Here is a 26,415-nt window from a genome sequence, read left to right as displayed (position 1 = left end):
TTAATTTTAAATGTTTGAGTATGGATTCTTTGGTTACTGTTGATTGGTTAAAAAATCACTTGAGTGATTCTGATTTAATTATTTTAGATGCTAGTTCTGTTGCAATTGCAGCGAAAGAGGCACGTTTAGATAGTGTGAAAATTGCTGGCGCTCGGTTTTTTGATCTAAAAAATGATTTTTCAGATACAGATAGTAAATACCCAAATACATTACCATCAGCGGAAAAATTTCAATTAGCTTGCCAAAACTTAGGAATTAATTCAACTAGTAAAATTGTAGTTTATGATAATTTAGGAGTATACTGGAGCCCTAGGGTTTTGTGGATGTTTAACGCAATGGGGCATAGCGATATTGCAGTTTTAGATGGCGGCCTTCCAGAATGGATGAGTAGTGGTTTACCTGTAGAAAATCGAATATTTGACACATCAAATAAAGGAGATTTTAAAACATCTTTTGATAAAAGTAAACTAGTGAATTTCACTTCAGTGTTAGAAAATACAACTGCAGAAAATACTTTACTTATTGATGCTCGATCTAGTGGTAGGTTTGATGGTACAGCACCAGAACCTAGAAAAGATTTAAGAAGTGGTCATATTCCGAATTCCATCAATATACCTTATGAAAATGTTTTAAATAACGGGAAATTCAAATCTGTATCAGAATTGAAATTGATATTTAAAGATGTTGAAAAGGAAAACCGTCCGTTAGTGTTTAGTTGTGGATCGGGTATTACAGCCTGTATTATTTTACTGGCAAGTAAAATAGCTAATATAACTAACGAAAAAGCAGTGTTTGATGGTTCTTGGACAGAATGGGCACAAAGGGTGAAATAGCTTATTTCGTTTCTTCAGAGTAGGCTTTCCAATCTTTTTCTTTATGAATATCATCGCCAAAATATTTTGCTATTTTTAAAAAAGCATCTGGTTTTTGGTATCCAGGTACGGGAGATAGCATATTCATTTTCTCATCAAGAAATATAGTAGTAGGGTAACTTAATTTACCTTGCATTAAAGCAGCAGCAAATTCGTGATATCCGTTTCTTCCAGAAGGTATAAACTTGAATGTTTTTCCTTTGAATTCTATTGGGTCTTTTCCTTCGCCATCTAACTTTACCATGTAGTAGTTTTTTTCCATGTAAGCAGCTACTTCAGTGTTTTGAAAAGTATCCTTGTCCATTTTTTTACACCAACCGCACCAGTCAGTATAAACATCTACAAAAATTTTCTTAGGTTTTTTATCTGTCTCAGCTAGTTTAGCGGCTTCATCCCAAGTTAACCAAGTTACTTCTTGAGCGTTCATACCTAATGAAATAAATAAGAAAAAAACGAAAACAGTAAACTTTGATATTTGGGTGTTATTTTTCATAATGAGATATTTTTTATGTTAGTCTACTATATCTAAAAAACCTAACGAATTTAGGGTGGTTTTATTTTATAAAGAATGGATTGTAAATAAAAAAAATCCTGCTCAACAGGATTTTTTTTATTTAAAGAATATAAGTGTAATATTATTTCGTAGATGCTTTTTCTTTCTTGGCAAACAAGTCTTTCGTATCAACTTGGTTTCTAATAATATCATCTAAGTTTTCTCTTTCTCTAATAAGAACAGCTTTGCCGTCGTGCCATAATACTTCTGGCGGTCTAAATCTACTATTGTAATTACTAGCCATTGTAAAGCAGTAAGCACCAGCATTTTTGAAGCTTAAGATATCACCTTCTGATATTTCGTTTATTCTACGGTTACTTGCAAAAGTATCAGTTTCGCATATATAACCAACCACTGAATAGTAGCGTTCTCTACCATTAGGGTTCGAAATGTTTTCTATTTGGTGATGTGACCCGTAAAGCATTGGGCGTATTAAGTGGTTAAAGCCTGAATCAATACTAGCAAAAACAGTAGATGTAGTTTGTTTTACAACATTAACTTTTGCTAAGAAAGAACCTGCTTCACTCACTAAAAATTTACCAGGCTCAAAGGCTAATGTAAGCTCTTTTCCATATTCTTTACAGAATTCGTTAAATTTCTGAGATAATTTTTTTCCTAATTCTTCAATATTTGTTTCAATATCCCCCTCTTTATAAGGTACTTTAAAGCCACTACCAAAATCGATAAAATCTAGATTTTTAAAGTTTGTAGCTGTTTCGAATAATATTTCAGAAGCATAAAGGAAAACGTCGATATCTAAAATATCACTACCAGTATGCATGTGAATACCATTAATATTCATTTTTGTCAACTCCACAATGCGTAATAAATGAGGAATTTGATGAATACTAATACCGAATTTAGAATCGATATGACCAACAGAAATGTTAGAGTTTCCTCCAGCCATAACATGTGGGTTAATACGTATACAAACAGGTACAGTAGGGTATTTGCTGCCAAATTGTTCTAATATAGATAAGTTATCTATATTAATTCTAACACCTAATTTAGAAGCTTCTTCAATTTCTTCTAAAGATACTCCGTTTGGTGTGTATATTATATTTTCAGGTTTAAAACCAGCAAGTAAACCTAATTGAACCTCTTGAATAGAAACGGTATCTAAACCGCTACCTAAGCTGTTCATTAACTTTAATATGGTAATATTTGATAATGCTTTACAAGCGTAATTTAATTTCAATTTTTTAACACCACTAAAAGCGTTAGTCAGTCTGTTAAACTGAGATATTATTTTTTCAGAATCATAAACATATACAGGATCTCCGTATGTTTTTGCTATGTTCAATAAGTCGTTTTGCGTCATTGCAATGAATTTTTTAGCAAATTTATACTTCTTATAACGTTTGAACAAAATAATTCAACAAAAAGTCAAAATGCAACAATTTGTTATATTTAAAACAAATGATGTCAAAAGATAGATTTGATAAATAGGAATGTGAGTTGTAAATTTAAAATAAAAAATGAGACTACCTCTGTTCCCCCTCCAATCTATTTTTTTTCCAGGAGAAAAAATACCATTACATATTTTTGAACCTCGCTATTTACAACTTATCTACGATTGTAAAAATGAAGCAATCTCATTTGGTATTCCTGTTTACTTAAATCAACTAATGCCTTTTGGAGTAGAGGTAGTTTTAGAGGAAATAGTTAAACTCTATTCAACAGGTGAAATGGATATTATATGCAGAGCGAAAAAAGTAATTAAGATAGTTGCGTTTGAAAAAAATATGGGTGACAAGCTATATTCAGGAGGTGTTGTTACGATCATAGAGGATATAAGAGATGGGGAAATAGAAATAAAACGTAGGGTGGTTAATAAAATACAGGTGTTATATCAGTTAATGGGAATTCCGTCAGTACAAACTTTAGCAGAAGAATTTGATAGTTTTACATTAGCTCATAAAATAGGATTATCTAAAAGTCAAGAATATAAATTATTACAGATTAGTATTGAGAGTGATAGGTTGCGTTTTATTGAAACCCATTTAGATGAGTTAATTGTAGTATTAAAAGAGGTTAATAGAACAAAAGAAACTATAAAATTTAATGGACATTTTAAGAATCTTGACCCCTTGAAATTTGATGATTTTAAATTTTAAACAATCATGGCGTAATTTCATTAGGGTAATTAGTATTGGTTTGTTATTTTTGTCCATATTAAATAAAGACACGATTTACTTATGAATCTTCACGAATATCAAGGAAAAGAAATTTTAGCAAGTTTTGGGGTACGCATCCAACGTGGAATAGTGGCTCATAATGCAAAAGAAGCTGTAGATGCTGCAAAGCAATTAACTGCAGAAACTGGAACAGGTTGGCACGTTATTAAAGCACAAGTTCATGCAGGTGGACGTGGCAAAGGTGGCGGAGTTAAATTAGCTAAAAATTTAAAAGAAGTTGAAGAAATTGCAGGAAGCATTATCGGAATGAATCTGGTAACTCCTCAAACTTCTGCTGAAGGAAAAAAAGTACACCAAGTATTAGTTGCAGAAGATGTTTATTACCCAGGTGCTAGTGAAACAAGTGAGTTTTACGTATCGGTTTTATTAAATCGTGGTACAGGTAAAAATATGATTATGTATTCTACTGAAGGTGGAATGGATATTGAAGAGGTAGCTGAAAACACTCCTCACTTAATATTTACAGAAGAAATTGATCCAGCAACAGGGTTATTACCTTTTCAAGCACGTAAAATAGCCTTTAACTTAGGTTTATCAGGTACAGCTTTTAAAGAAATGACGAAGTTCGTAGCGTCTTTATATAAAGCATATGTTGAAAGTGATTCAAGTATGTTTGAAATCAATCCAGTTTTAAAAACTTCGGATGATAAAATTATGGCAGTAGATGCTAAGGTTTCTATTGACGATAATGCACTTTACAGAAGAAAGCAGTATGCTGAAATGCGTGATCTTCGTGAAGAGAATGCAATTGAGGTTGAAGCAGGAGCTTTAGGTTTAAATTATGTAGATCTTGAAGGTAATGTTGGGTGTATGGTTAACGGAGCTGGTTTAGCAATGGCGACTATGGATTTAATTAAGCAAGCAGGTGGTGAGCCAGCTAACTTTTTAGATGTAGGTGGTACTGCTGATGCTGCTCGTGTAGAGGCTGCTTTTAAAATTATTTTAAAAGACCCTGCAGTTAAAGCTATATTAATTAATATTTTTGGTGGTATCGTTCGTTGTGATCGTGTTGCTCAAGGTGTTATAGATGCATATAAGAACATGGGAACTATAAATGTTCCAATTATTGTTCGTTTACAAGGTACTAATGCAGATGTTGCGAAAGAATTAATTGATAATTCTGGTTTAGATGTACAATCTGCTGTACAGTTTCAAGAAGCTGCAGATAAAGTAAAAGCAGTATTGGGTTAATTTAAAAATACTCGGAAAATATATTATTGAAATGGGCAATGTTATTTTAACATTGCCCATTTTTTTGTTTTCATTAAAAATGACTATTACTTAAAAATAGTGCAATGATTTTGTGCTTTGTGTTGTGCATAATTAGTATTTTGCTGCTCTACATCAATATTTAATATATGTAATTTATAATTTTTTTGATAGCGTTATTTTACCTTAGTGTTAAGAGGTTTAAATGTGTGTTAAGGCTCATGGTAAAGTTATATTTAAGTCTTTATAAGTTTTAATTTTGACACGAATTTAGAAGCGTATCATTAAATAAAGAATGTGTTAAAACGAGATTCGAGTGTAACATTATATTTTTTGAAAGGTCTTTCTGATATCATCAATAAATCAATCTTAAAACAAGTTATCATGAAAAATTTAAGTCTAGTATTTGTAAGCGCATTTTTAGTATTAACAGGATCGGTTTTTGCAAACGACAATAAGAAGTCTGAGAAACCAGCTAAAAGTTTATCAACTCAAATAACAACATTATTAAGTAATAGTTATTTAGAAGTTGAAGATGAGTTAACGGCAGATGTTCTTTTTGTATTAAATAAGGATAGGGAAATTGTTGTTTTAACGGTTGTAACAAACAGTGAAGTGGCAGAGAGTTTTGTAAAATCAAAATTAAATTATCAGAGGGTAAACTTAGAAGACTACCGAGAAGGTAGAACATATACTGTTTCTGTTAGAATTACAGAGTAAGTAGTTTAAGTTAATCAAAAAAAAAATCCTGAGGTAACTCAGGATTTTTTCTTGTTTTTATAGTTTCCGTGGATAACGTTCTTATCTACTTTCTTCTCTTGTTTGGCTTTAAAATCAGGGTCATATCCTTTTTTAGCTTTAGGCCCTTTTTTTATGTTAGCTAATTCTGCTTTCGGATTTTTCGGATTTTCTTTAGTTCCTCTAAAGTGAATTACAAGGGCATTTAAAAAATTTCGAAGTATTTGATCTCCACATTCCATGTAATTCGGGTGGTCTTCTTTTCTGAAAAACGCACCAAGCTCTGCTTTAGATATTTTAAAATCTACTAATTTTAAAATGTCTACAATTTCATCATCTCTTAACATTAAAGCTACTCTTAGCTTCTTTAAAATGTCATTATTGGTCATACGAAAATATTTTTCGCAAGGTACTATTTTTAATGTTCATGCTATTGAAGCAACACTCTTTTCGTTAACTACTATTTAAAATTTAATAAAAACTGACTATTAGAGACTTATTTACGCAGTAATTAAGACAATATGACATCTTTTGAATTGTGTTTAGTGACAAAATGACTTGTTTTTTGTATTGGTATATGTTTTGAACATAGCTAAACAATTAAAGTAAATAGATTAATTAAAAAATATAAGTTATGAGTACAGTAAATAAAAATTTAGTATCGTTCCCTTCTTTCATGAATGATTTATTAAAACCAGATTGGTTAGGAGGAGCAGAAGTGTTAAATAATAGAATGCCAGCAGTTAACATTAAAGAAGATACTTCATCTTATATGTTAGAATTAAATGTGCCAGGTAGAAAGAAAGATGATTTTAAGATAGAGGTTGACAACGACATTTTAACAATCTCATCTGAAAGTAAAAAAGAAGCCTCTGAAAAGAATGAATCAAATACGGAAAAGTATACACGAAGAGAATTTTCTTTTTCATCATTTAAAAGAGCATTTACATTACCTGATACAATTGATACTGAAAAGATAGAAGCTGTTTATGAAGATGGTATTTTGAGTTTTTCACTTCCAAAAAAAGAAGAAGCATTACCAAAACCTAAAAGATTAATTGCTTTAGGGTAATGTATAAAAAAATATGTATGCCAGTAGGCATTGCATAATAGTTGGTTTAGGTTGTTTAATTGAGGGCGTCTCTATCAATAATGATAGAGACGCTTATTTTTAATCTTGAGTTTGTAAAGCTTTTATTTCATCTCTAAATTTAGCAGCTTGCATAAAGTCTAATTCTTTCGCAGCTTTCTCCATTGCTTTTCTTTTTTCTCGGATCATTTTTTCGCGTTGTTCTTTTGTTAGGTAATCTAGATCAGGTTCAGCTGCTCTTAGTTCTTCTTTTTCAAAATGATATGTAGATACTGAGTTTTTAGATAAAGCACTATCTAAGCTCTTGTTTAGTGCCTTAGGTACTAAATTATGTTCTGTATTAAATGCAATTTGTTTTTCTCTTCTATAATTGGTTTGGTCAATAGTAGTTTGCATACTTGCTGTTATTTTATCAGCATACATAATGGCCTTCCCATTTAAATTTCTTGCAGCTCTACCAACAGTTTGCGTTAATGATCTGTTACTTCTTAAAAAACCTTCTTTATCAGCATCTAAAATAGCTACTAATGATACTTCAGGTAAATCTAAACCTTCTCTAAGTAGGTTTACTCCAATTAATACATCAAATATACCCTTACGTAGGTCTTGCATTATCTCTACACGTTCTAGCGTATCAACATCACTATGTATATAACGGCAACGAACACTTATTCTATCTAAATACTTTGCTAACTCTTCAGCCATTCTTTTAGTAAGCGTAGTAACAAGGGTGCGTTCATCTTTTTCTGTTCTTTGTTGAATTTCTTCTACAAGATCATCAATTTGATTTAGACTTGGTCGTACTTCTATAATCGGATCTAAAAGACCTGTAGGTCTAATAATTTGCTCTACAAAAACACCTTGACTCAATTCTAATTCATAATCTGCAGGTGTAGCACTTACATATAAAACTTGATTTTGTAGCGCTTCAAATTCTTCAAACTTTAAAGGTCTATTGTCCATTGCGGCAGGAAGCCTAAAGCCATATTCAACTAGGTTTTCTTTTCTAGAACGGTCACCACCGTACATGGCGTGTACTTGTGAAATGGTAACGTGACTTTCATCGACCACCATCAAATAATCATCAGGAAAATAATCTAAAAGACAGAAAGGCCTTGTACCAGGCTCTCTACCATCTAAATAACGAGAGTAGTTTTCAATACCAGAGCAATAACCTAATTCGCGAATCATTTCTAAATCGAAACTAGTACGTTCTTCTAGTCTTTTTGCTTCTAAAGGTTTTGTTATATCTTTAAAGTAATCAACTTGTTTTACCATATCATCTTGAATTTGATGTATAGCATTTTGAAGAATATCAGGAGAGGTAACAAACATATTTGCAGGATATATGTTTAAGTTCTCATAATTTTCTAAAAGTTTATTTTTAACAGGATCAAAAGCTTCAATTTCTTCAATTTCATCACCGAAAAAATGAACTCTAAAAGCATGATCAGCATAACTAGGAAAAATATCAACAACATCTCCTTTAACTCTAAAATTGCCGTTCCTAAAATCAGCCGTAGTTCTTGAGTATAAACTTTGCACTAATTGGTGCAGTAGTTTAGTTCTAGAAATTACTTGGTCTTTGTGTATAGAAATTACATTTTTTTGAAATTCAATAGGGTTTCCAATACCATATAAACACGATACTGATGCTATAACAATAACATCTCTTCGGCCGGAAAGTAAGGATGAGGTTGTGCTTAAACGAAGCTTTTCAATATCTTCATTAATAGAAAGATCTTTTTCAATATATAAACCAGAAGATGGTATATAAGCTTCTGGCTGATAATAGTCATAATAAGATACAAAATACTCTACTGCATTTTCAGGGAAAAACTGCTTAAACTCTGAATATAGCTGCGCTGCTAGTGTTTTATTATGAGCTAAAATTAAAGTAGGTTTTTGCACCTCTTCAATTACATTAGCAACGGTAAATGTTTTACCAGAACCTGTTACACCTAATAATGTTTGGTATTTTTCTCCAGCATCTAAACCTTCAACCAATTCTTTAATTGCATTTGGTTGATCTCCTGCGGGTTTAAATTCTGATACGACCTTAAATTTCATCCTATAAAATTACGAAAGGATTGGTTTTAGTCAATGCATGTCTTAGTAATATTTTTAACCCATTTAATTTTTAAATAACTACAAATCTCTTTTCTTCAATAAAGCATAAGAAGAATACATGAAAATAGCTGTCCAAATGAGTACAATTATAACAGTGTACCAGTGTACTTCGTAATCTCGTGAAAAATCTGTACCTAGTTGAGAGCTAATTGATTTAACGGCTTTAAATTTTGAAATTGGCTCTATGATTAGATTAGACATAGCCTCTAATGGTAAAATACTTATAATAGTGTCTGAAGCTTCTTTATCGAATAATTTCCAAGAAGTAAACCTAATAATTAAATTTTCGAAAACAGCCCACCATAAAATTAAGAAGCCTAATGCAAATGCAGATCTTTTAACCAAAATGCCTAAAAATAAGCACATAGAAAAGAAACCAATAAGCTTAACAAAGTAACCTAAAAAGTATTGAAGATCAGAAAATATAATAGAAATTTCATTGAAATCTGAATACAATAATCCTAATACTAGTGAAACAAGAAAAACAAATATGGTTGATAAAATAGAAAAGCTTACTACCATTAAAAACTTACTTAAAATAAATTCTTTTTTTGATAGGCCATCGATTAAATTTTGTTTGATTGTTTTGTTACTGTATTCATTTGCGGTCATTGAAACAATTACAATTGCAAAAAATAGCTTTAACCAAGAAGCTATCCAGGTATTCATATGCCAGATATAAGGGAAGTTGAAAATACCCTGGTCTGCAATATTAAATACAATTGGAGGTCTATCTATTTTTATCATAGATATTAATGCCATACCTAAAATTAAAATAAAATAAGAAAATATTAAAACCTTACTAGCTCTGTTATTCCAAAGCTTTATAAATTCTATATGTAATAAACGTATCATTTTTAGTTTTTTTAAAGTTTCGAGTAGTACTGTTTAATTAGTTGCGTTTTTCGTTAGTTCTAAAAATTGTTCTTCTAAACTTTCCTTCTTTTTTAAAAGTAGCGACAATACTATTCCTTGTTCAAATAAAACTTTATTTAGCTCATCGGCATCTAAATCTTCTTTTAATGTAGCTGTTATGGTTCCCTCAATATTTTTAATAGTTCCAAAATTAGCATTCGATTCTAAATAATTTATCAACTCTTTCTCGTTTTTACTACGCAATTCAAAAAAACCATGGCTAACGAGCATCTCATCAACACGACCAGCATATAGTTTTACACCTTTTCTTAAAATAATAACATGACTACAAACTTTTTCAACTTCGTCTAATAAGTGAGAGGCTAATAGTATAGTAGTGCCAAATGATGCAATTTTTTTAATAATCTCTCTAATTTGGTGTATTCCTTGTGGATCTAATCCGTTTGTAGGTTCATCTAGAATTAAAATTTCAGGATCATTAAGCAGGGCAGAGGCGATAGCTAAACGTTGTTTCATACCTAATGAGTAGGTTCTAAATTTGCTATTTTTTCTATCTAGAAGACCAACTAGTTCTAATTTTTCTTCAATTTTATCATCAGGTACCTCTTTAATCTTGCATACCAATTTTAAATTTTGGATTGCCGTCATATATGGATAGAAGTTAGGTCGTTCTATTATAGCGCCTACTTTTTTTAAGGCTTGGTGTGTTGTCGATTTTCCTCCAAACCAACTAAACTCTCCGGAAGTTTTGTTTACTACATTTAAAACAATTCCTAATGTGGTAGATTTTCCACTTCCGTTCGGACCTAATATGCCATAAACATTACCTTTTTCAATGGTAAAAGTCAAATCATTAACAGCGACTAATGGGCCAAATTTTTTTGTTAAATTATTTACTGTGAGTATTTTTTCCAAAATGAGTTTATTTTTGGTGGGTTGTACACATACTTGACGAGGAAATGCTTATTTTGTTACAGCATTAAACACATATAATTAAAAAAAAATATAAATGTCTGATCGATTGATGTCGAAGAAAAAGCCTGCATACCCTGTAAGTGCTAAGTTAAACAGTTATTTGGAGCATTATAACCGTAATATACAAATTCCTATTTTTTATGAAGATTTGTTACGTTTTTCTGGTTCTGTTGTAGTTTATGATTCTAATGATGAAGATAGTTTGTGGGTAAGAGTTTATTATTCTGAATACGAAAGACAGGAAATTGATATTAGCTTGAAGAAAGTGTATTCTATTTTATTATCTGATGGAGGAGATCAAATTTTTCAATACTTAAATGTTGATGCTGTTGATTTTTGTACATTCGGTAATTCTAAGCCATTTAGAATTAAAGTAAGGAATATTTTGAATGATAATTTCACTTATTTTTATGTAAAAAAAACTGATGCATCTCGAGTATATGGTTTAGAGTTAGAGCATATGCTTTCGCCTTATAACCTTAACTTTTTGGTATATAAAAATACATTAATTGAGGAGCATATAGCAGGTATACCTGGAGATGTTTTTATAAAAGAAATGTTGCCAAATTGTACTGAAACAGAAAAAGCACAGTTAGCTAAAGAGTTTGTGAAATTTAATGAACGGTGCATGATTCGTCTTTTGGGTGATATGCGTTCTTATAATTATGTAATTGTACCTACGCATGATTTTGATCATGTAGTATATAAAATTAGAGCGATAGATTTTGATCAACAATGCTTTGAAGGAAAACTAAAAATATATAGGCCACAATTTTTCAAAGAGAACTATCAAATGGTAGAATTAGTAAGAGCTAAACTTCAGTCAAAATCAGTTGATCAGTATAAATTGGAGGAGCGTTCAATTGTAGCTAAAAGAATTAAAAGTTCAGGAAATAGAATAAAAAGACTTTTAAAGGCTTGTTTAGTTGATAATATATCAACAAAGGAAAATACAGAGCTTTTAAAATCAGAAATTTATGAACTTACCTCAGATGTAGATTTTAAAAGTTGTAAAAAAATGGGCGAAGTATTGAACCTCGCCCTAGATTTTGTGAAACGGAATTATGAAGATGTTAGTATGAAACAAATCATGGAACATCAGATTAACCTCTAATTAGCTTTTTTGCTCTTTGTTAAAGTATACTAAGTAGTAATACATTTGCTTTTCTTCATCCCAACCCTTTTCTACAAATTTTTCAGCTGATTCTGGATTTATAAAATCAAGTTTTATCTGAATGTTTGTATCTAGGTTTATTACGTTTTTAATTTTTTTTCTGGCATCAGAAACTGCTTTGTTTGCGATATCAAAAGTAGAAACATCTTCTACGCTATATTTTGGTCCTTTTTCAGTTTTATAATGTTTGAATTCAGGAATTAAATCGGGGTTTTCCATAACCTCATTTAAAAAATTACTTTCTTCAAAAGAATCGTTTTTAGCAAAATGGTTAACAGCGCGGTTCATAAACAAAACCTCTTGCTGCTTATCTTCAGCAGGTAAAACAACATCTTTAGCAAAGTTTTGACAGAATTTTAAATAGTTTTTAGTTTTAAAATTGTCATCAGAAAGTGCTTCGACACCTAAAAATTCTTCTAACCAATATTTGGTATCATACCTGTTACTATCGACAGATAATACTTTGTAGCCGGCTTCTTTTTCCGTATCAAAAATTAAGCAACCTTTATCTAATTTATTTATGTTGATGCCTTGTTGAACAACAATATTAATATTGCTTCCATTTTCTTCAAACTGAATAAAATCGTGTTTTAATTCACTTTTAAAAATACCGATAGCATTTACCTTTACATTATCTAGTAAAACACCATTTAAATAGGCAATATAAACCTCGCCACTTTTAATGTGTGGGTGGTTAGATTGTTCGTATAAGTAACTTGCAATTTTTTTTGAGTTAGCGTGTAAGCTATCTGGATCTGAAAAAACATCAGAAACAATTTTAAACATTTCGTTAAACTCTACATCTACCTCATTTGCAAAATTGAAATAGTTTTCTTCTTTTTCTCTAAAAGGCTTAAAGAAATATTCTTTTAATAAACCTGTTGTTTCATCATTTAAAGCATGTGAGTTTTCAGACAAGAAAATTGCTTCACCTTTATTTTTATTTCCTACTCTGTGTAGTGAAATTGTTTCTATTTGAGTAGCGTATAAATTGATCATTGTATAGAGTTGAAGGTTTTGGTATTGTTAATAAATAGCACTGTGGTTAATTCCAATTTTCATCGAAATCTAAATCATCATAGCTGTCAAAAGTGTCATCAAACTCCATAGTTGGGTCAGCTTCAAACTTTTTCTCTGGCGGAGAATCTGGTAACTCACCAAAACTGAATAAAATATTTGGGTATGTTCTTCCGTCCTCCTTTTCTACAATATCAGCAAGTTCAACGAAAAACGTCCACATGCTTAAAAAATCATACACATAAATAAGCTTAGGTGTATTTTCTGTTACGATATCTTCCAAGAAGGTTTCGTTCATTAACTTAATATCAGTTCCATTTTCACTAATATCATGTAATGCTATTTCTTCATCTTGGTTCCAGTCTTCGTCACAGGTATAAAATGAAGCCATTTCATTTCCTAAAAATCCAAATGCTTGTGTAATTGCATTATGAAAATCTTCTAATGTAGTACTAGCATCTACCTCTAAATCTCTAAAGATGTCATCTTCAGCGTCTAATATTATTCGAATTTTATAAATCATTACTTTGATTTTAAAGTGATGGTAAAGTTACAAAGTTTTAGGACTTTTAGAAGGTTTTAATGCTTCTAAAACTAAATAGAATTGAACACCAAATAGGAGAGAGGCAATTACTAAATGTAAAGGCTGACTACCGAACGGAAAATCAACATAATACATTGTCATACCTGAAATAACTTCTATCGTAATTAAAATAAGTACCCATTTAATTTTTTTAAAACCTAAATTGAATTTAGATATGTAAAATGCGATATACAAATTTATAGCTACGACTAGTATTGAAAATGACCTATGAACATAGAAATTTAATTCAGGGTTAGCTAGCCATTTGGTTTTTAAATTCTCACCAAAAATATCTATTTGATGATCTATAAATTGCCTAAGCTGTGTACCTATAACTATTTGAATAAATGTTAAAGCAATAGCTGTAGATAATAAAATAAATAGCTTTTTATTGTAAATATTTGTACGATTTTTAGTAGAGCTAGAATTTAAAATGTATAATAATATTGCGACAATAACTAGCGCCATTACCATATGTGTAGTTATTTTTGCAGGTTCTAAAACAGAATATACAACTGTAGCACCTAACCATGCCTGAAAGCCCATCCCAAAAACCACGAGCCAAGATAGTATGGTAATACTTTTTTTAGTCTTCCAATATTTAAAAGAATATATGGCCAAAGCAAGAGTTCCTAAGCCAGCTAACGCTCCAAAAAGTCTATTTATATACTCAATCCAAGTATGCCAAACATTAAAAGTAGCATAGTCATGTTTTGTATAATTTTCCCAGTTATTCGTATTGTATTCTTTAGAAGTATTAAATGTGGTTTTAGCGACCTTTAAAGATTGATCATAAATAATAACTTGTCCTTTTTCAAAAGCTCGGTTTTCTTGCCATTGCAATACAGATTCATCAGTAGGTGGTATCAAGTATCCGAAGCATTTAGGCCAGTCAGGGCAACCCATTCCACTACCTGTCATTCGAACAACTGCACCCGCAATAATAACTAAATAAACTAATATTATTGCTACTATGGTAATCTTTCTAAACTGTTTTTGCATGTTATTTACTTCTTATGCAAAAATAAAACCTTTAGGGTAGAAAAGAAGTCAAAATTGATTAAAAAAGAAAAGAGAAAGCAATGCTTTCTCTTTTCTTTTTTATAAAGTTATTTTTTATTTTATAATAAACTCAGATCTTCTATTTTTTTGATGTGCTTCACTAGAACAACTACTAGAATTATCACAGTTATTAGTGAGTTTAGTTTCTCCAAATCCTTCAGCGGTTAATCGATTAGCATTTATACCTTGCGATATTAAATATTTACGAGTAGACTTAGCTCTTTTTTTAGAAAGCGCTAAATTGTAATTATCATTAGCACGAGAATCTGTATGAGATCCTATTTGTATCATGGCATCTGGGTATTGATTTAAATAATCAACTACTTTTTCCATAACAACTTTAGCATCTCTTCTAATATACGATTTATCAAAATCAAAATAGATAGGTTCTAAATTTAATGTTTTGGTAAGGTCATTACCTGTTTTAGCTTTCTCAAGAGATGATGCTAAAAGTACATTTACAATGTTTTCATCTTTTTCAGGTGATAATTTGAACTTGTTATTTTCTTCTTTATAATTTGCTTTATTCGCAATTAAAGTAAAATCGCCTTCATAGCAATCTAATTTAAAAGTATAATTACCATTAGATTCAGAAATAGTATTTCCAATTTTTTCTCCTTTAGGGTTTAAAACGGTTAATCTAGTATCAGGTAAAACCGCATTTGTTTTTTTATCTTTTACTACACCTGTAACAATAGTAGAGCAAGAAAAGTTAAGAGGAGAGCTTTCTGTGAAATTATAAATATCATCAGCACCTCTTCCGCCTTCTCTATTTGAAGCAAAATACCCTTTTTGGTTTTCTTCATTGAAAATAAAAGAGAAATCATCATTTTCACTATTCAGAGGGGAACCAACATTTTGAACTTTAGTTTCTTCTAAATTATTTAAATCTACAGCAAAAACATCTAAACCACCAAGGCCTGGGTGACCATCTGATGCAAAGTATAATTTATTAGAAGCGGTTATATATGGAAATGTTTCTCTGGCTTCCGTATTAACTTTTTTCCCTAAATTAATAGGTTCGCTATAGCTACCGTCTTCATTAATAGTAACATAAAATATATCAGAAGCACCAACGGTTCCTGGCATATCAGAAGCAAAATATAGTTTAGATTCATCAGGTGATAGAGTAGGGTGAGCTACAGAATACTCATCATTGTTAAAAGGTAATTCGGTAACATTTTTCCATTGATTATTTACTAAACTAGCTTTATATATTTTTAATCTACTAATACCTTGATCATCTCTAGCAAAGGATCCTTTCTTTGAATTGTTTCTAGTAAAATAAATAGTAGAACCATCTTTAGTGAATGCGGTAGATGATTCATGAGTTTTTTTGTTTAAGGTTTTTGATAGTTTTATTATGCTTTCAGAATTAGTATCATCTTCAGATATAGGTACAGTATATAGATCTAAAAAACTCATCCCATTCCAATTATGAATTTTTTTACTAGCTATGCCAGAATCTTTAGCACTAGAAAAAACTAATTGAGAACCATTAAAAGAAGGTGCGAAATCAGATGTGTTAGAGTTGAAATAACTATTTTCAATAGTATATCTACCTGAATTCTCTTTAATATTTTTCATGTAATTTGATTGCTGAGAAAACAACTTTCCACGATTGTCTTTTTCTTTAAGAGCATCAAATTTTACCATCCAATTATCAGATTCTTCATACTTTTTTAAAGATTTTAAGGCTTGAGCATATTTGTAATAATACTCAGCATCTATAGTAGTATTTTCTAATTCGAGAAGTTTACCGTACCATTTAGCTGCCTCATCATAATTAGCATTAAAATAGTTGGCATTTCCTAAATTTTCATATATCTCTGTTGATGAATGTCCTTTTTTTACTAAGGTTTCATAAGATTCTATAGCATCAGAATATGCGTAGTTATCAAATCGAGTTTCAGCTTTTTTTTCTTGCCCATATGAAGCAAAACAAGATAAAATTAAGCAAGGTAGTATGTGTGTTAATTTCATAGTGTGAATTTAGAAAAATCTAGGAGTTAAAACTTTTTTGTATCTAGTGAAGAGTTCATATCTTAAAAACACCTCAAAAGAACCATCATTAAATCTGGTAGCGCCTAAGTCTGTTATTTCCCTATCATATGCTAAACCAAGCATGAATTGATCTGATATTTGGAAACCTACTAAGGCACTGACAGCTGCATCCCATCTATAAGCAGCTCCAAATGAAAACGTATCGTCTAATAAGAAATTAGCAGAAACATCTAACTGTAATGGAGCACCTTGAACAGCCTTTAAAAGTCCTGCGGGCTTAAATTTTAAGTTGTGATTTAAATCAAATACATATCCAGAAATTAAATAAAAGTTCATTCTTTCATTAGCTAAAAAAGAAGAGCTATTATTTCCAGCACTGTCAAAATGTTCTGTTTGTAAAAAATTAGGAACAGAAAGACCAGCATAAAATTTTTCATCATGATAATATATACCAGCTCCAAAATTTGGAGAAAACTTATTATCTATATTAGGTAGGTTGCTTTCAGCTCCATAATTTCTAAGTTTCGAAAAATCTACATTTAAAAGATGACCACCAGCTTTTAAACCAAAGGAAAGTTTTCCTTCATTAGAAACAGGTACAGTATATGAAAAGGCTGCATCAAAATAGGTATCTTGATTTGTACCGTTTCCAATTTCATCATTTATTATAGATAAACCTAAGCCGACTCTTTCAGAAACTGGGCTATTTAAATTTAGCGTTTGTGTTGTTGGAGCTCCATCTAACCCTACCCATTGTGATCGATGTAAAGCAGCTATGCTTAATACACCTCTTGATCCAGCATAAGCGGGGTTTATAGCAATAGTGTTGTACATATACTGTGTATATTGAGCGTCTTGCTGTGCCGTAATTGTTTCAAATCCGGCAATTATGAATACCAGTATAAAAATGTATTTTTTCATGTTGTATTTTTAATATATGGTTATGTTTATCTATTAATATATAAGTAACCTGCTTTGGTTAAGTTTCTTCCATCATTGTTATATTGTATAACATAGAAGTATACTCCAACAGGTAATTCAGAATCAGATTGAACTGTAGCTCTTCCATTTGAAATTCCTTTAAAAGAATTTCCTCCATTATCATAACCAGTCATTTCGTAAACAATGACACCCCATCTGTTGTAAATTTGTACAGTATTATCTGAGAATGATTCTATATTTTCAATTCTAAAGATATCATTTACACCATCATTATCAGGAGTTAAAATTTCATTACTTATTGCGATTCCACTTTCAACAATTTCAGGGTTACATCCATTTTCTATAGAGGGAGTTCCACCGATTGATTCACAAGCATTTAATGGATCTGTACCATCAATAACTTCTTGTCCATCATTAATATTGTCTCCATCAGTATCTGCGTTGTTCGGATCAGTTCCTATTGCATCTTCTTGTGATGTGGTTAATCCATCGCCATCACAGTCATTAGCAGGTAAGGCTGTACCTCCAACAGAATCACAATCATCTAAAGGATTTGTCGCATCTGTTACTTCTTGTCCATCATTAATTAGATCTCCATCAGAATCAGGATTTAAAGGATCTGTTCCTAAAGCAATCTCTTCTCCATCAGTTAAACCATCATTATCAGAATCTGGATTGATAGGGTCTGTGCCAGCCGCAGTTTCTTCTGCAGTAGTTAATCCGTCTTCATCACAATCGCTATCTGGTAATCCTGTACCTCCATTAGAACTACAATCATCTAGTGGATTCGTATTATCAACAGTTACTTCTTGTCCGTCATTAATTCCATCACCATCAGAGTCAGTATTATTAGGGTCTGTTCCTAAGTTAACTTCATCGTTATCAGTAAGTCCATCACCATCAGTATCAACAGAAATAGTTACTGCTCCAGTTCCTGAATTTCCAGCAGGGTCTGTCGCTGTAATATTTATAATATCTTCATCGACAAGTATAGGGAAGTTGCCACTATCAGGAGTTGCATTTTCTGTATCCAAACTCCAATCACCATTATTATCTGTAACTACAGTGTATGTAATATCTGTGATGTTATCACCGTCAATATCTAACTCTAATACTATAGTTTCATTAGGATTTCCTTGACCAGCTAGTAGGGGAGTTATATCTATAGTAGAGAAACTATCAACTATCGGATCAGTAAGATCAAGTACAGCAGTATCTGTTGTGCTATCAGGTCCTACGTTGCCAGCAATATCAGTAATAGTAGCCGTAGCTACGATTGTTCCACCGTCACCAGGACTAACAAACTCTATATCTATAGTTCCGTTGGTAATATCAGTAGGAGAAAGAACAACGTTTTGTAATCCTCCATTGCCATCTGTAATAGTAACCGTGTCACCTGCAATAGCATCAGCTGGTAAATTAACTTGTACTCCGATATTTCCTATTAATTCGTCTTCTGATAATAACCCATCATTATTCGTATCTTCTGTAATTACAACTGTAGGAGTAGTAGGGAGCACATTATCTAAAATAATCGTTTCAGTATCCGTTGCAGGGTTACCTCCAAAATCTGTTACATCTGCAGTCACAATAATGTTACCATTATTCAATCCAGAGATATCTACATCGGTAGCGGTCCAAGCATTACCAGTTACGGTAGCTGTAGTTGTTACCGGAGTATTTGTACCATCATCAAAAGTTACGGTTACAATTTGTCCATCTTCCACATCGGTAGTTGTACCAGAAATAGTCACATCGCCATCTTCCGTAGCATTGACAATGCCATCACCTTCAATCGGCGTTGTAATATCAATAGTAGGAGTGGTATTATCTAAAACAATCGTTTCAGTATCCGTTGCTGGATTCAGTGCTACATCAGTAACATCTGCAGTAACGGTAATGTTCCCATCATCCAATCCAGAGATATCTACATCGGTAGCGGTCCAAGCATTACCAGTTACGGTAGCTGTAGTTGTTACCGGAGTATTTGTACCATCATCAAAAGTTACGGTTACAATTTGTCCATCTTCCACATTGGTAGTTGTACCAGAAATAGTCACATCTCCATCTTCCGTAGCATTGACAATACCATCGCCTTCAATCGGCGTTGTAATATCAATAGTAGGAGTGGTATTATCTAAAATAATCGTTTCAGTATCCGTTGCAGGGTTACCTCCAAAATCTGTTACATCTGCAGTCACAATAATGTTACCATTATTCAATCCAGAGATATCTACATCTGTAGCGGTCCAAGCATTACCAGTTACGGTAGCTGTAGTTGTTACCGGAGTATTTGTACCATCATCAAAAGTTACGGTTACAATTTGTCCATCTTCCACATCGGTAGTTGTACCAGAAATAGTCACATCTCCATCTTCCGTAGCATTGACAATGCCATCACCTTCAATCGGCGTTGTAATATCAATAGTAGGAGTGGTATTATCTAAAATAATCGTTTCAGTATCTGTTGCTGGATTCAGTGCTACATCAGTAACATCTGCAGTAACGGTAATGTTCCCATCATCCAATCCAGAGATATCTACATCGGTAGCTGTCCAAGCATTACCAGTTACGGTAGCTGTAGTTGTTACCGGAGTATTTGTACCATCATCAAAAGTTACGGTTACAATTTGTCCATCTTCTACATCTGTTGTTACACCTGAAATTGTTACATCTCCATCTTCCGTAGCATTGACAATGCCATCACCTTCAATCGGCGTTGTAATATCAATAGTAGGAGTGGTATTATCTAAAACAATCGTTTCAGTATCCGTTGCTGGATTCAGTGCTACATCAGTAACATCTGCAGTAACGGTAATGTTCCCATCATCCAATCCAGAGATATCTACATCGGTAGCGGTCCAAACATTACCAGTTACGGTAGCTGTAGTTGTTACCGGAGTATTTGTACCATCATCAAAAGTTACGGTTACAATTTGTCCATCTTCCACATCGGTAGTTGTACCAGAAATAGTCACATCTCCATCTTCCGTAGCATTGACAATGCCATCGCCTTCAATCGGCGTTGTAATATCAATAGTAGGAGTGGTATTATCTAAAACAATCGTTTCAGTATCCGTTGCTGGATTCAGTGCTACATCAGTAACATCTGCAGTAACGGTAATATTCCCATCATCCAATCCAGAAATATCTACATCGGTAGCGGTCCAAGCATTACCAGTTACGGTAGCTGTAGTTGTTACCGGAGTATTTGTACCATCATCAAAAGTTACGGTTACAATTTGTCCATCTTCCACATCGGTAGTTGTACCAGAAATAGTCACATCTCCATCTTCCGTAGCATTGACAATGCCATCACCTTCAATCGGCGTTGTAATATCAATAGTAGGAGTGGTATTATCTAAAATAATCGTTTCAGTATCTGTTGCTGGATTCAGTGCTACATCAGTAACATCTGCAGTAACGGTAATGTTCCCATCATCCAATCCAGAGATATCTACATCGGTAGCTGTCCAAGCATTACCAGTTACGGTAGCTGTAGTTGTTACCGGAGTATTTGTACCATCATCAAAAGTTACGGTTACAATTTGTCCATCTTCTACATCTGTTGTTACACCTGAAATTGTTACATCTCCATCTTCCGTAGCATTGACAATGCCATCACCTTCAATCGGCGTTGTAATATCAATAGTAGGAGTGGTATTATCTAAAACAATCGTTTCAGTATCCGTTGCTGGATTCAGTGCTACATCAGTAACATCTGCAGTAACGGTAATGTTCCCATCATCCAATCCAGAGATATCTACATCGGTAGCGGTCCAAACATTACCAGTTACGGTAGCTGTAGTTGTTACCGGAGTATTTGTACCATCATCAAAAGTTACGGTTACAATTTGTCCATCTTCTACATCGGTAGTTGTACCAGAAATAGTCACATCGCCATCTTCCGTAGCATTGACAATGCCATCACCTTCAATCGGCGTTGTAATATCAATAGTAGGAGTGGTATTATCTAAAATAATCGTTTCAGTATCCGTTGCTGGATTCAGTGCTACATCAGTAACATCTGCAGTAACGGTAATGTTACCATTATTCAATCCAGAGATATCTACATCTGTAGCGGTCCAAGCATTACCAGTTACGGTAGCTGTAGTTGTTACCGGAGTATTTGTACCATCATCAAAAGTTACGGTTACAATTTGTCCATCTTCCACATCGGTAGTTGTACCAGAAATAGTCACATCTCCATCTTCCGTAGCATTGACAATGCCATCACCTTCAATCGGCGTTGTAATATCAATAGTAGGAGTAGTATTATCTAAAATAATCGTTTCAGTATCCGTTGCTGGATTCAGTGCTACATCAGTAACATCTGCAGTAACGGTAATGTTACCATTATTCAATCCAGAGATATCTACATCTGTAGCGGTCCAAGCATTACCAGTTACGGTAGCTGTAGTTGTTACCGGAGTATTTGTACCATCATCAAAAGTTACGGTTACAATTTGTCCATCTTCCACATCGGTAGTTGTACCAGAAATAGTCACATCTCCATCTTCCGTAGCATTGACAATGCCATCACCTTCAATCGGCGTTGTAATATCAATAGTAGGAGTGGTATTATCTAAAATAATCGTTTCAGTATCTGTTGCTGGATTCAGTGCTACATCAGTAACATCTGCAGTAACGGTAATGTTCCCATCATCCAATCCAGAGATATCTACATCGGTAGCTGTCCAAGCATTACCAGTTACGGTAGCTGTAGTTGTTACCGGAGTATTTGTACCATCATCAAAAGTTACGGTTACAATTTGTCCATCTTCTACATCTGTTGTTACACCTGAAATTGTTACATCTCCATCTTCCGTAGCATTGACAATGCCATCACCTTCAATCGGCGTTGTAATATCAATAGTAGGAGTGGTATTATCTAAAACAATCGTTTCAGTATCCGTTGCTGGATTCAGTGCTACATCAGTAACATCTGCAGTAACGGTAATGTTCCCATCATCCAATCCAGAGATATCTACATCGGTAGCGGTCCAAACATTACCAGTTACGGTAGCTGTAGTTGTTACCGGAGTATTTGTACCATCATCAAAAGTTACGGTTACAATTTGTCCATCTTCTACATCGGTAGTTGTACCAGAAATAGTCACATCGCCATCTTCCGTAGCATTGACAATGCCATCACCTTCAATCGGCGTTGTAATATCAATAGTAGGAGTGGTATTATCTAAAATAATCGTTTCAGTATCCGTTGCTGGATTCAGTGCTACATCAGTAACATCTGCAGTAACGGTAATGTTACCATTATTCAATCCAGAGATATCTACATCTGTAGCGGTCCAAGCATTACCAGTTACGGTAGCTGTAGTTGTTACCGGAGTATTTGTACCATCATCAAAAGTTACGGTTACAATTTGTCCATCTTCCACATCGGTAGTTGTACCAGAAATAGTCACATCTCCATCTTCCGTAGCATTGACAATGCCATCACCTTCAATCGGCGTTGTAATATCAATAGTAGGAGTAGTATTATCTAAAATAATCGTTTCAGTATCCGTTGCTGGATTCAGTGCTACATCAGTAACATCTGCAGTAACGGTAATGTTACCATTATTCAATCCAGAGATATCTACATCTGTAGCGGTCCAAGCATTACCAGTTACGGTAGCTGTAGTTGTTACCGGAGTATTTGTACCATCATCAAAAGTTACGGTTACAATTTGTCCATCTTCTACATCGGTAGTTACACCTGAAATAGTCACATCTCCATCTTCCGTAGCATTGACAATGCCATCGCCTTCAATCGGCGTTGTAATATCAATAGTAGGAGTGGTATTATCTAAAACAATCGTTTCAGTATCCGTTGCTGGATTCAGTGCTACATCAGTAACATCTGCAGTAACGGTAATGTTCCCATCATCCAATCCAGAGATATCTACATCGGTAGCGGTCCAAGCATTACCAGTTACGGTAGCTGTAGTTGTTACCGGAGTATTTGTACCATCATCAAAAGTTACGGTTACAATTTGTCCATCTTCCACATCGGTAGTTGTACCAGAAATTGTCACATCTCCATCTTCCGTAGCATTGACAATGCCATCACCTTCAATCGGCGTTGTAATATCAATAGTAGGAGTGGTATTATCTAAAACAATCGTTTCAGTATCCGTTGCTGGATTCAGTGCTACATCAGTAACATCTGCAGTAACGGTAATGTTCCCATCATCCAATCCAGAGATATCTACATCTGTAGCGGTCCAAGCATTACCAGTTACGGTAGCTGTAGTTGTTACCGGAGTATTTGTACCATCATCAAAAGTTACGGTTACAATTTGTCCATCTTCTACATCTGTTGTTACACCTGAAATTGTTACATCGTCATCTTCCGTAGCATTAACAATACCATCGCCTTCAATCGGAGTTGTAATATCAATAGTAGGAGTGGTATTATCTAAAATAATCGTTTCAGTATCCGTTGCAGGGTTACCTCCAAAATCTGTTACATCTGCAGTTACAATAATGTTACCATTATTCAATCCAGAAATATCAACATCAGGAGCTGCCCAAGCATTACCAGTTACGGTAGCTGTAGTTGTTACCGGAGTATTTGTACCATCATCAAAAGTTACGGTTACAATTTGTCCATCTTCTACATCTGTTGTTACACCTGAAATTGTTACATCGTCATCTTCCGTAGCATTAACAATACCATCACCTTCAATCGGAGTTGTTATATCTATAGTCGGAGCAGTTTTAGAACCTTTTAATGTAATTATTAAATTTGCATCATCGAAATTAGTACCGTCAGAAAGTCTATATGAAAAAGATTCGGTAAGAGTGTCGCCAGTTAATAAACCAGCAACTGCAGGATTGTTTGTATCTGGTGTATACGTATAACTACCATCAGAATTGACCAATATAGTTCCGTAAGTGCCTACATATGATGTATCTACATTACCGGCGGAACCATCTATTTGAGAAATTACTATATTATCAAGACCACCCTGCCAGTATATATCAGATACGCCTGCTATTTGTGTACCTTTGTCATTATCAGTAGCATTTGGTCCATAATTGTAGCTTAGTATTAATTGATCTATTGGTTCAGTAAAATAAACATTTACATTTCCTGTAGCATCACTAGTAATAGCATTACCAATACCATAAAAGGTATTGTTGCCTGCATCTACAACACCACCTGTTGTAACAAAATCAAAATTAGATGTAGTACCTGATAATGAACCATTAATTTTCATTTGATCTTGCCATGATGTGCTTTGAGGGAAATCAATATCAACCAATAAAAATCCTAGGTTGTAAACGGGTTCATCAAAATCTATAATTAATTCGGTATCGTTTGATGGGCTTGTTTCTGCATTTATTCGATACAATAAATAACCTGTATGACCACCATTTGTAGCTGTTGTTACCGTTTGGTTAGTAGCCTCGCCAATATTTGAAGGGTCTGTTGATGTAAAACTAAGTTCTACACCATCAATGGTTCTATTAGTGCCATTTACAGCAGTACCATTTGTTGGATATTCATTTTCCCAAACAAGTGTAGATAAGCCTCTATCTAAAGAATCGGCACCATCATCACCTATATCAGTAATAATATTACCTGAGATATTAGTTTCTGTCGTTACAACAATTTCATCTGCATTATCTTGAGCTACAGGAGCTTCATCAACCCCATTAATTGTGACCGATAAAATACCATAATCTATAATACCCATATTATCAGCAATTGTATATGATACAATATCTACTAAAGATTCTCCACTTTTTAAACCTGTAACAGAAGAGCTCGTTTCATCAACATCATATGTATAAGTACCATTTGCTTGTATTGTTAATGAACCATATAATGTTTGATACGGATTACCAACTTGTGCAGGATAAACGTCTACCTCAGAAACAGAAAGAGAATTACCTGTATCATTTGTAATAATATTACCTGTAACGGTACCTGTTGAATTTGCAATTATAGAATTAGAATCATCAGTTGCCACGGGAGCAGTTGTATAAACTCTAATAATACTTTGTGCTGTTGCAGTAGCAGAGCTAGCATCTGTTATTGTTATATCAGCAACTCTTATACCATCGGTTGGCGTATTTGTATTATTTCTATAAAATAATGTATTTAAAAAGGCTAAAAAATCAGCATTAGGTATAGGGTTTCCAAATTCTTCGGTAATTGTGAAGTTACTTAAATTTTGAGTAAGTGTAATTGTAGTACTATTTACATTAAAATTTTGAGTACTACTAGGAGTCGTGAAATTAAATTGTGCTGGGCCATTAGTTACATAAAGAAATTCAGTATTATCAGTGTTTCCAGAAAAATTTATGGTCGCACTTAAAATTGTATTTGTATCAGACGCTAAACTTGGAACTGTCGCCAAAGCAGAAAGATTTCCTGTAGTAGGTTTAAATTGAACTTCTTTGTCTACCCCTGCAGTTGTAGAATTTAAATCTAAAATAGGGTCAGCAAATAAAGTTGAAGTATAATTTGAAATACTATCAATTACTAAATTAGAAATTCCAATATTTGGAAAGCCTACAAACGAAATAAAAAATAAAAGATAGAAATACTTAAGGTATCTATTTTTTTTTAAGCTTGTTTTTTTCATATTTGGTTTTTTTGAAACTGATTACTTATGAGGCCGCTTCTTTTTAGTCTTTTTGATATTTCATACTAGAAAAAGAAACATTTTCAATTGACTTCAAATATAACCGAGTGTAAATTTTTAAATAATTTTTTGTTGTGAAACTAGCTAATAATGACACGAAACATGCGTTAAGTGTAGTTAGTTTTTGATCACTTACTTAGTAAGTAATAACTTACAGTAAAATACGAAATAATATAATAAATTCTATATTTATGTGTATTTTACCCGATAAAAATTGATTTTGTCGGAATTATAGTTCTTTTTGACTATCCTGTGAGAAAAATATGAATTGTAAGCTTTTTAAGCACTTTGTAAGTGTAAAAGCGCTGTAATTTTAAAGGTAAAATGCTGAA

Annotated in this window: 18 protein-coding genes; 6 read left to right on the top strand and 12 right to left on the bottom strand. The window is 33.0% G+C overall.

Features of this window, described 5'->3' with window-relative positions; translation table 11 throughout:
- Positions 1–20: 20 nt before the first annotated feature.
- Positions 21–833 (top strand): sulfurtransferase, encoded by an 813-nt coding sequence (locus H0I23_RS09645; RefSeq protein WP_216783030.1) that lies wholly within the window; start codon positions 21–23, stop codon positions 831–833.
- Between the two features lies 1 nt (position 834).
- Here the strand turns inward: H0I23_RS09645 and H0I23_RS09640 are convergent, their stop codons facing one another.
- Complete coding sequence (locus H0I23_RS09640; RefSeq protein ID WP_216783029.1) at positions 835–1,365, bottom strand: DUF255 domain-containing protein; 531 nt, start codon at positions 1,363–1,365, stop codon at positions 835–837.
- A gap of 142 nt (positions 1,366–1,507) precedes the next feature.
- Positions 1,508–2,746, bottom strand: coding sequence for a diaminopimelate decarboxylase (lysA, locus tag H0I23_RS09635; RefSeq protein WP_216783028.1), 1,239 nt, complete (start codon positions 2,744–2,746; stop codon positions 1,508–1,510).
- Between the two features lie 157 nt (positions 2,747–2,903).
- Between lysA and H0I23_RS09630 the strand changes: the two genes are divergently transcribed.
- From H0I23_RS09630 to H0I23_RS09620, 3 genes are all read left to right on the top strand, one after another.
- The gene (locus tag H0I23_RS09630) at positions 2,904–3,542 is read left to right on the top strand and encodes an LON peptidase substrate-binding domain-containing protein (protein WP_216783027.1); all 639 of its coding nucleotides are present in this window, start codon (positions 2,904–2,906) and stop codon (positions 3,540–3,542) included.
- An 81-nt stretch (positions 3,543–3,623) separates the two neighbouring features.
- Complete coding sequence (sucC, locus tag H0I23_RS09625; protein ID WP_216783026.1) at positions 3,624–4,814, top strand: ADP-forming succinate--CoA ligase subunit beta; 1,191 nt, start codon at positions 3,624–3,626, stop codon at positions 4,812–4,814.
- A gap of 402 nt (positions 4,815–5,216) precedes the next feature.
- On the top strand, positions 5,217–5,552 hold the full coding sequence (locus tag H0I23_RS09620) for a hypothetical protein (RefSeq protein WP_216783025.1): 336 nt from the start codon (positions 5,217–5,219) through the stop codon (positions 5,550–5,552).
- A 38-nt stretch (positions 5,553–5,590) separates the two neighbouring features.
- Here the strand turns inward: H0I23_RS09620 and H0I23_RS09615 are convergent, their stop codons facing one another.
- On the bottom strand, positions 5,591–5,959 hold the full coding sequence (locus tag H0I23_RS09615) for a DUF1456 family protein (protein WP_216783024.1): 369 nt from the start codon (positions 5,957–5,959) through the stop codon (positions 5,591–5,593).
- A 245-nt stretch (positions 5,960–6,204) separates the two neighbouring features.
- On the opposite strand from H0I23_RS09615, the gene H0I23_RS09610 reads away from it, so the two are divergent.
- A complete protein-coding gene (locus tag H0I23_RS09610; protein WP_216783023.1) occupies positions 6,205–6,642 on the top strand; it encodes an Hsp20/alpha crystallin family protein in 438 nt (145 codons plus the stop codon).
- A 99-nt stretch (positions 6,643–6,741) separates the two neighbouring features.
- On the opposite strand, the gene uvrB is transcribed toward H0I23_RS09610, so the two are convergent.
- The 3 genes from uvrB to H0I23_RS09595 all read right to left on the bottom strand — a co-directional run bounded on the left by uvrB (position 6,742) and on the right by H0I23_RS09595 (position 10,581).
- Positions 6,742–8,730: an excinuclease ABC subunit UvrB gene (gene uvrB, locus H0I23_RS09605; RefSeq protein ID WP_216783022.1), complete on the bottom strand. Its 1,989-nt coding sequence runs from the start codon at positions 8,728–8,730 to the stop codon at positions 6,742–6,744.
- Positions 8,731–8,808: 78 nt separating this feature from the next.
- A complete protein-coding gene (locus tag H0I23_RS09600) occupies positions 8,809–9,645 on the bottom strand; it encodes an ABC transporter permease (protein WP_216783021.1) in 837 nt (278 codons plus the stop codon).
- A gap of 33 nt (positions 9,646–9,678) precedes the next feature.
- Positions 9,679–10,581 carry an ABC transporter ATP-binding protein gene (locus H0I23_RS09595; protein ID WP_216783019.1) on the bottom strand — a complete coding sequence of 301 codons (903 nt, stop codon included), beginning with the start codon at positions 10,579–10,581 and terminating at the stop codon, positions 9,679–9,681.
- A 94-nt stretch (positions 10,582–10,675) separates the two neighbouring features.
- Between H0I23_RS09595 and H0I23_RS09590 the strand changes: the two genes are divergently transcribed.
- A complete protein-coding gene (locus H0I23_RS09590; RefSeq protein ID WP_216783017.1) occupies positions 10,676–11,755 on the top strand; it encodes a hypothetical protein in 1,080 nt (359 codons plus the stop codon).
- On the opposite strand, the gene H0I23_RS09585 is transcribed toward H0I23_RS09590, so the two are convergent.
- From H0I23_RS09585 to H0I23_RS09560, 6 genes are all read right to left on the bottom strand, one after another.
- On the bottom strand, positions 11,756–12,814 hold the full coding sequence (locus H0I23_RS09585) for a nucleoid-associated protein (protein ID WP_216783015.1): 1,059 nt from the start codon (positions 12,812–12,814) through the stop codon (positions 11,756–11,758). It abuts the gene before it with no gap.
- Positions 12,815–12,860: 46 nt separating this feature from the next.
- Complete coding sequence (locus H0I23_RS09580; protein WP_216783014.1) at positions 12,861–13,355, bottom strand: plasmid pRiA4b ORF-3 family protein; 495 nt, start codon at positions 13,353–13,355, stop codon at positions 12,861–12,863.
- Positions 13,356–13,382: 27 nt separating this feature from the next.
- On the bottom strand, positions 13,383–14,417 hold the full coding sequence (locus H0I23_RS09575; protein WP_216783013.1) for a heme A synthase: 1,035 nt from the start codon (positions 14,415–14,417) through the stop codon (positions 13,383–13,385).
- Between the two features lie 114 nt (positions 14,418–14,531).
- Positions 14,532–16,460, bottom strand: a complete 1,929-nt coding sequence (locus H0I23_RS09570; protein ID WP_216783012.1) for an OmpA family protein — start codon at positions 16,458–16,460, stop codon at positions 14,532–14,534.
- Positions 16,461–16,469: 9 nt separating this feature from the next.
- Positions 16,470–17,402 (bottom strand): type IX secretion system membrane protein PorP/SprF, encoded by a 933-nt coding sequence (locus H0I23_RS09565; protein ID WP_216783011.1) that lies wholly within the window; start codon positions 17,400–17,402, stop codon positions 16,470–16,472.
- Between the two features lie 26 nt (positions 17,403–17,428).
- Positions 17,429–26,023: a gliding motility-associated C-terminal domain-containing protein gene (locus tag H0I23_RS09560; RefSeq protein WP_216783010.1), complete on the bottom strand. Its 8,595-nt coding sequence runs from the start codon at positions 26,021–26,023 to the stop codon at positions 17,429–17,431.
- Between the last annotated feature and the right edge of the window lie 392 nt (positions 26,024–26,415).

Origin of the sequence: Cellulophaga sp. HaHaR_3_176 (genome assembly GCF_019021925.1) — a bacterium.
Classification (GTDB): Bacteria; Bacteroidota; Bacteroidia; order Flavobacteriales; family Flavobacteriaceae; genus Cellulophaga.
The sequence above is the reverse complement of the archived record's forward strand: the minus strand, read 5'-3'. Positions and strand labels throughout refer to the sequence as shown.

What these genes read in the sequence shown, in the direction of transcription:
- H0I23_RS09645 (WP_216783030.1), top strand. Translation starts at nt 21, where the DNA reads ATGGATTCTTTGGTTACTGTTGATTGGTTAAAAAATCACTTGAGTGAT.
- H0I23_RS09640 (WP_216783029.1), bottom strand. Translation starts at nt 1,365, where the DNA reads ATGAAAAATAACACCCAAATATCAAAGTTTACTGTTTTCGTTTTTTTC.
- lysA (WP_216783028.1), bottom strand. Translation starts at nt 2,746, where the DNA reads ATGACGCAAAACGACTTATTGAACATAGCAAAAACATACGGAGATCCT.
- H0I23_RS09630 (WP_216783027.1), top strand. Translation starts at nt 2,904, where the DNA reads ATGAGACTACCTCTGTTCCCCCTCCAATCTATTTTTTTTCCAGGAGAA.
- sucC (WP_216783026.1), top strand. Translation starts at nt 3,624, where the DNA reads ATGAATCTTCACGAATATCAAGGAAAAGAAATTTTAGCAAGTTTTGGG.
- H0I23_RS09620 (WP_216783025.1), top strand. Translation starts at nt 5,217, where the DNA reads ATGAAAAATTTAAGTCTAGTATTTGTAAGCGCATTTTTAGTATTAACA.
- H0I23_RS09615 (WP_216783024.1), bottom strand. Translation starts at nt 5,959, where the DNA reads ATGACCAATAATGACATTTTAAAGAAGCTAAGAGTAGCTTTAATGTTA.
- H0I23_RS09610 (WP_216783023.1), top strand. Translation starts at nt 6,205, where the DNA reads ATGAGTACAGTAAATAAAAATTTAGTATCGTTCCCTTCTTTCATGAAT.
- uvrB (WP_216783022.1), bottom strand. Translation starts at nt 8,730, where the DNA reads ATGAAATTTAAGGTCGTATCAGAATTTAAACCCGCAGGAGATCAACCA.
- H0I23_RS09600 (WP_216783021.1), bottom strand. Translation starts at nt 9,645, where the DNA reads ATGATACGTTTATTACATATAGAATTTATAAAGCTTTGGAATAACAGA.
- H0I23_RS09590 (WP_216783017.1), top strand. Translation starts at nt 10,676, where the DNA reads ATGTCTGATCGATTGATGTCGAAGAAAAAGCCTGCATACCCTGTAAGT.
- H0I23_RS09585 (WP_216783015.1), bottom strand. Translation starts at nt 12,814, where the DNA reads ATGATCAATTTATACGCTACTCAAATAGAAACAATTTCACTACACAGA.
- H0I23_RS09580 (WP_216783014.1), bottom strand. Translation starts at nt 13,355, where the DNA reads ATGATTTATAAAATTCGAATAATATTAGACGCTGAAGATGACATCTTT.
- H0I23_RS09575 (WP_216783013.1), bottom strand. Translation starts at nt 14,417, where the DNA reads ATGCAAAAACAGTTTAGAAAGATTACCATAGTAGCAATAATATTAGTT.
- H0I23_RS09570 (WP_216783012.1), bottom strand. Translation starts at nt 16,460, where the DNA reads ATGAAATTAACACACATACTACCTTGCTTAATTTTATCTTGTTTTGCT.
- H0I23_RS09565 (WP_216783011.1), bottom strand. Translation starts at nt 17,402, where the DNA reads ATGAAAAAATACATTTTTATACTGGTATTCATAATTGCCGGATTTGAA.
- H0I23_RS09560 (WP_216783010.1), bottom strand. Translation starts at nt 26,023, where the DNA reads ATGAAAAAAACAAGCTTAAAAAAAAATAGATACCTTAAGTATTTCTAT.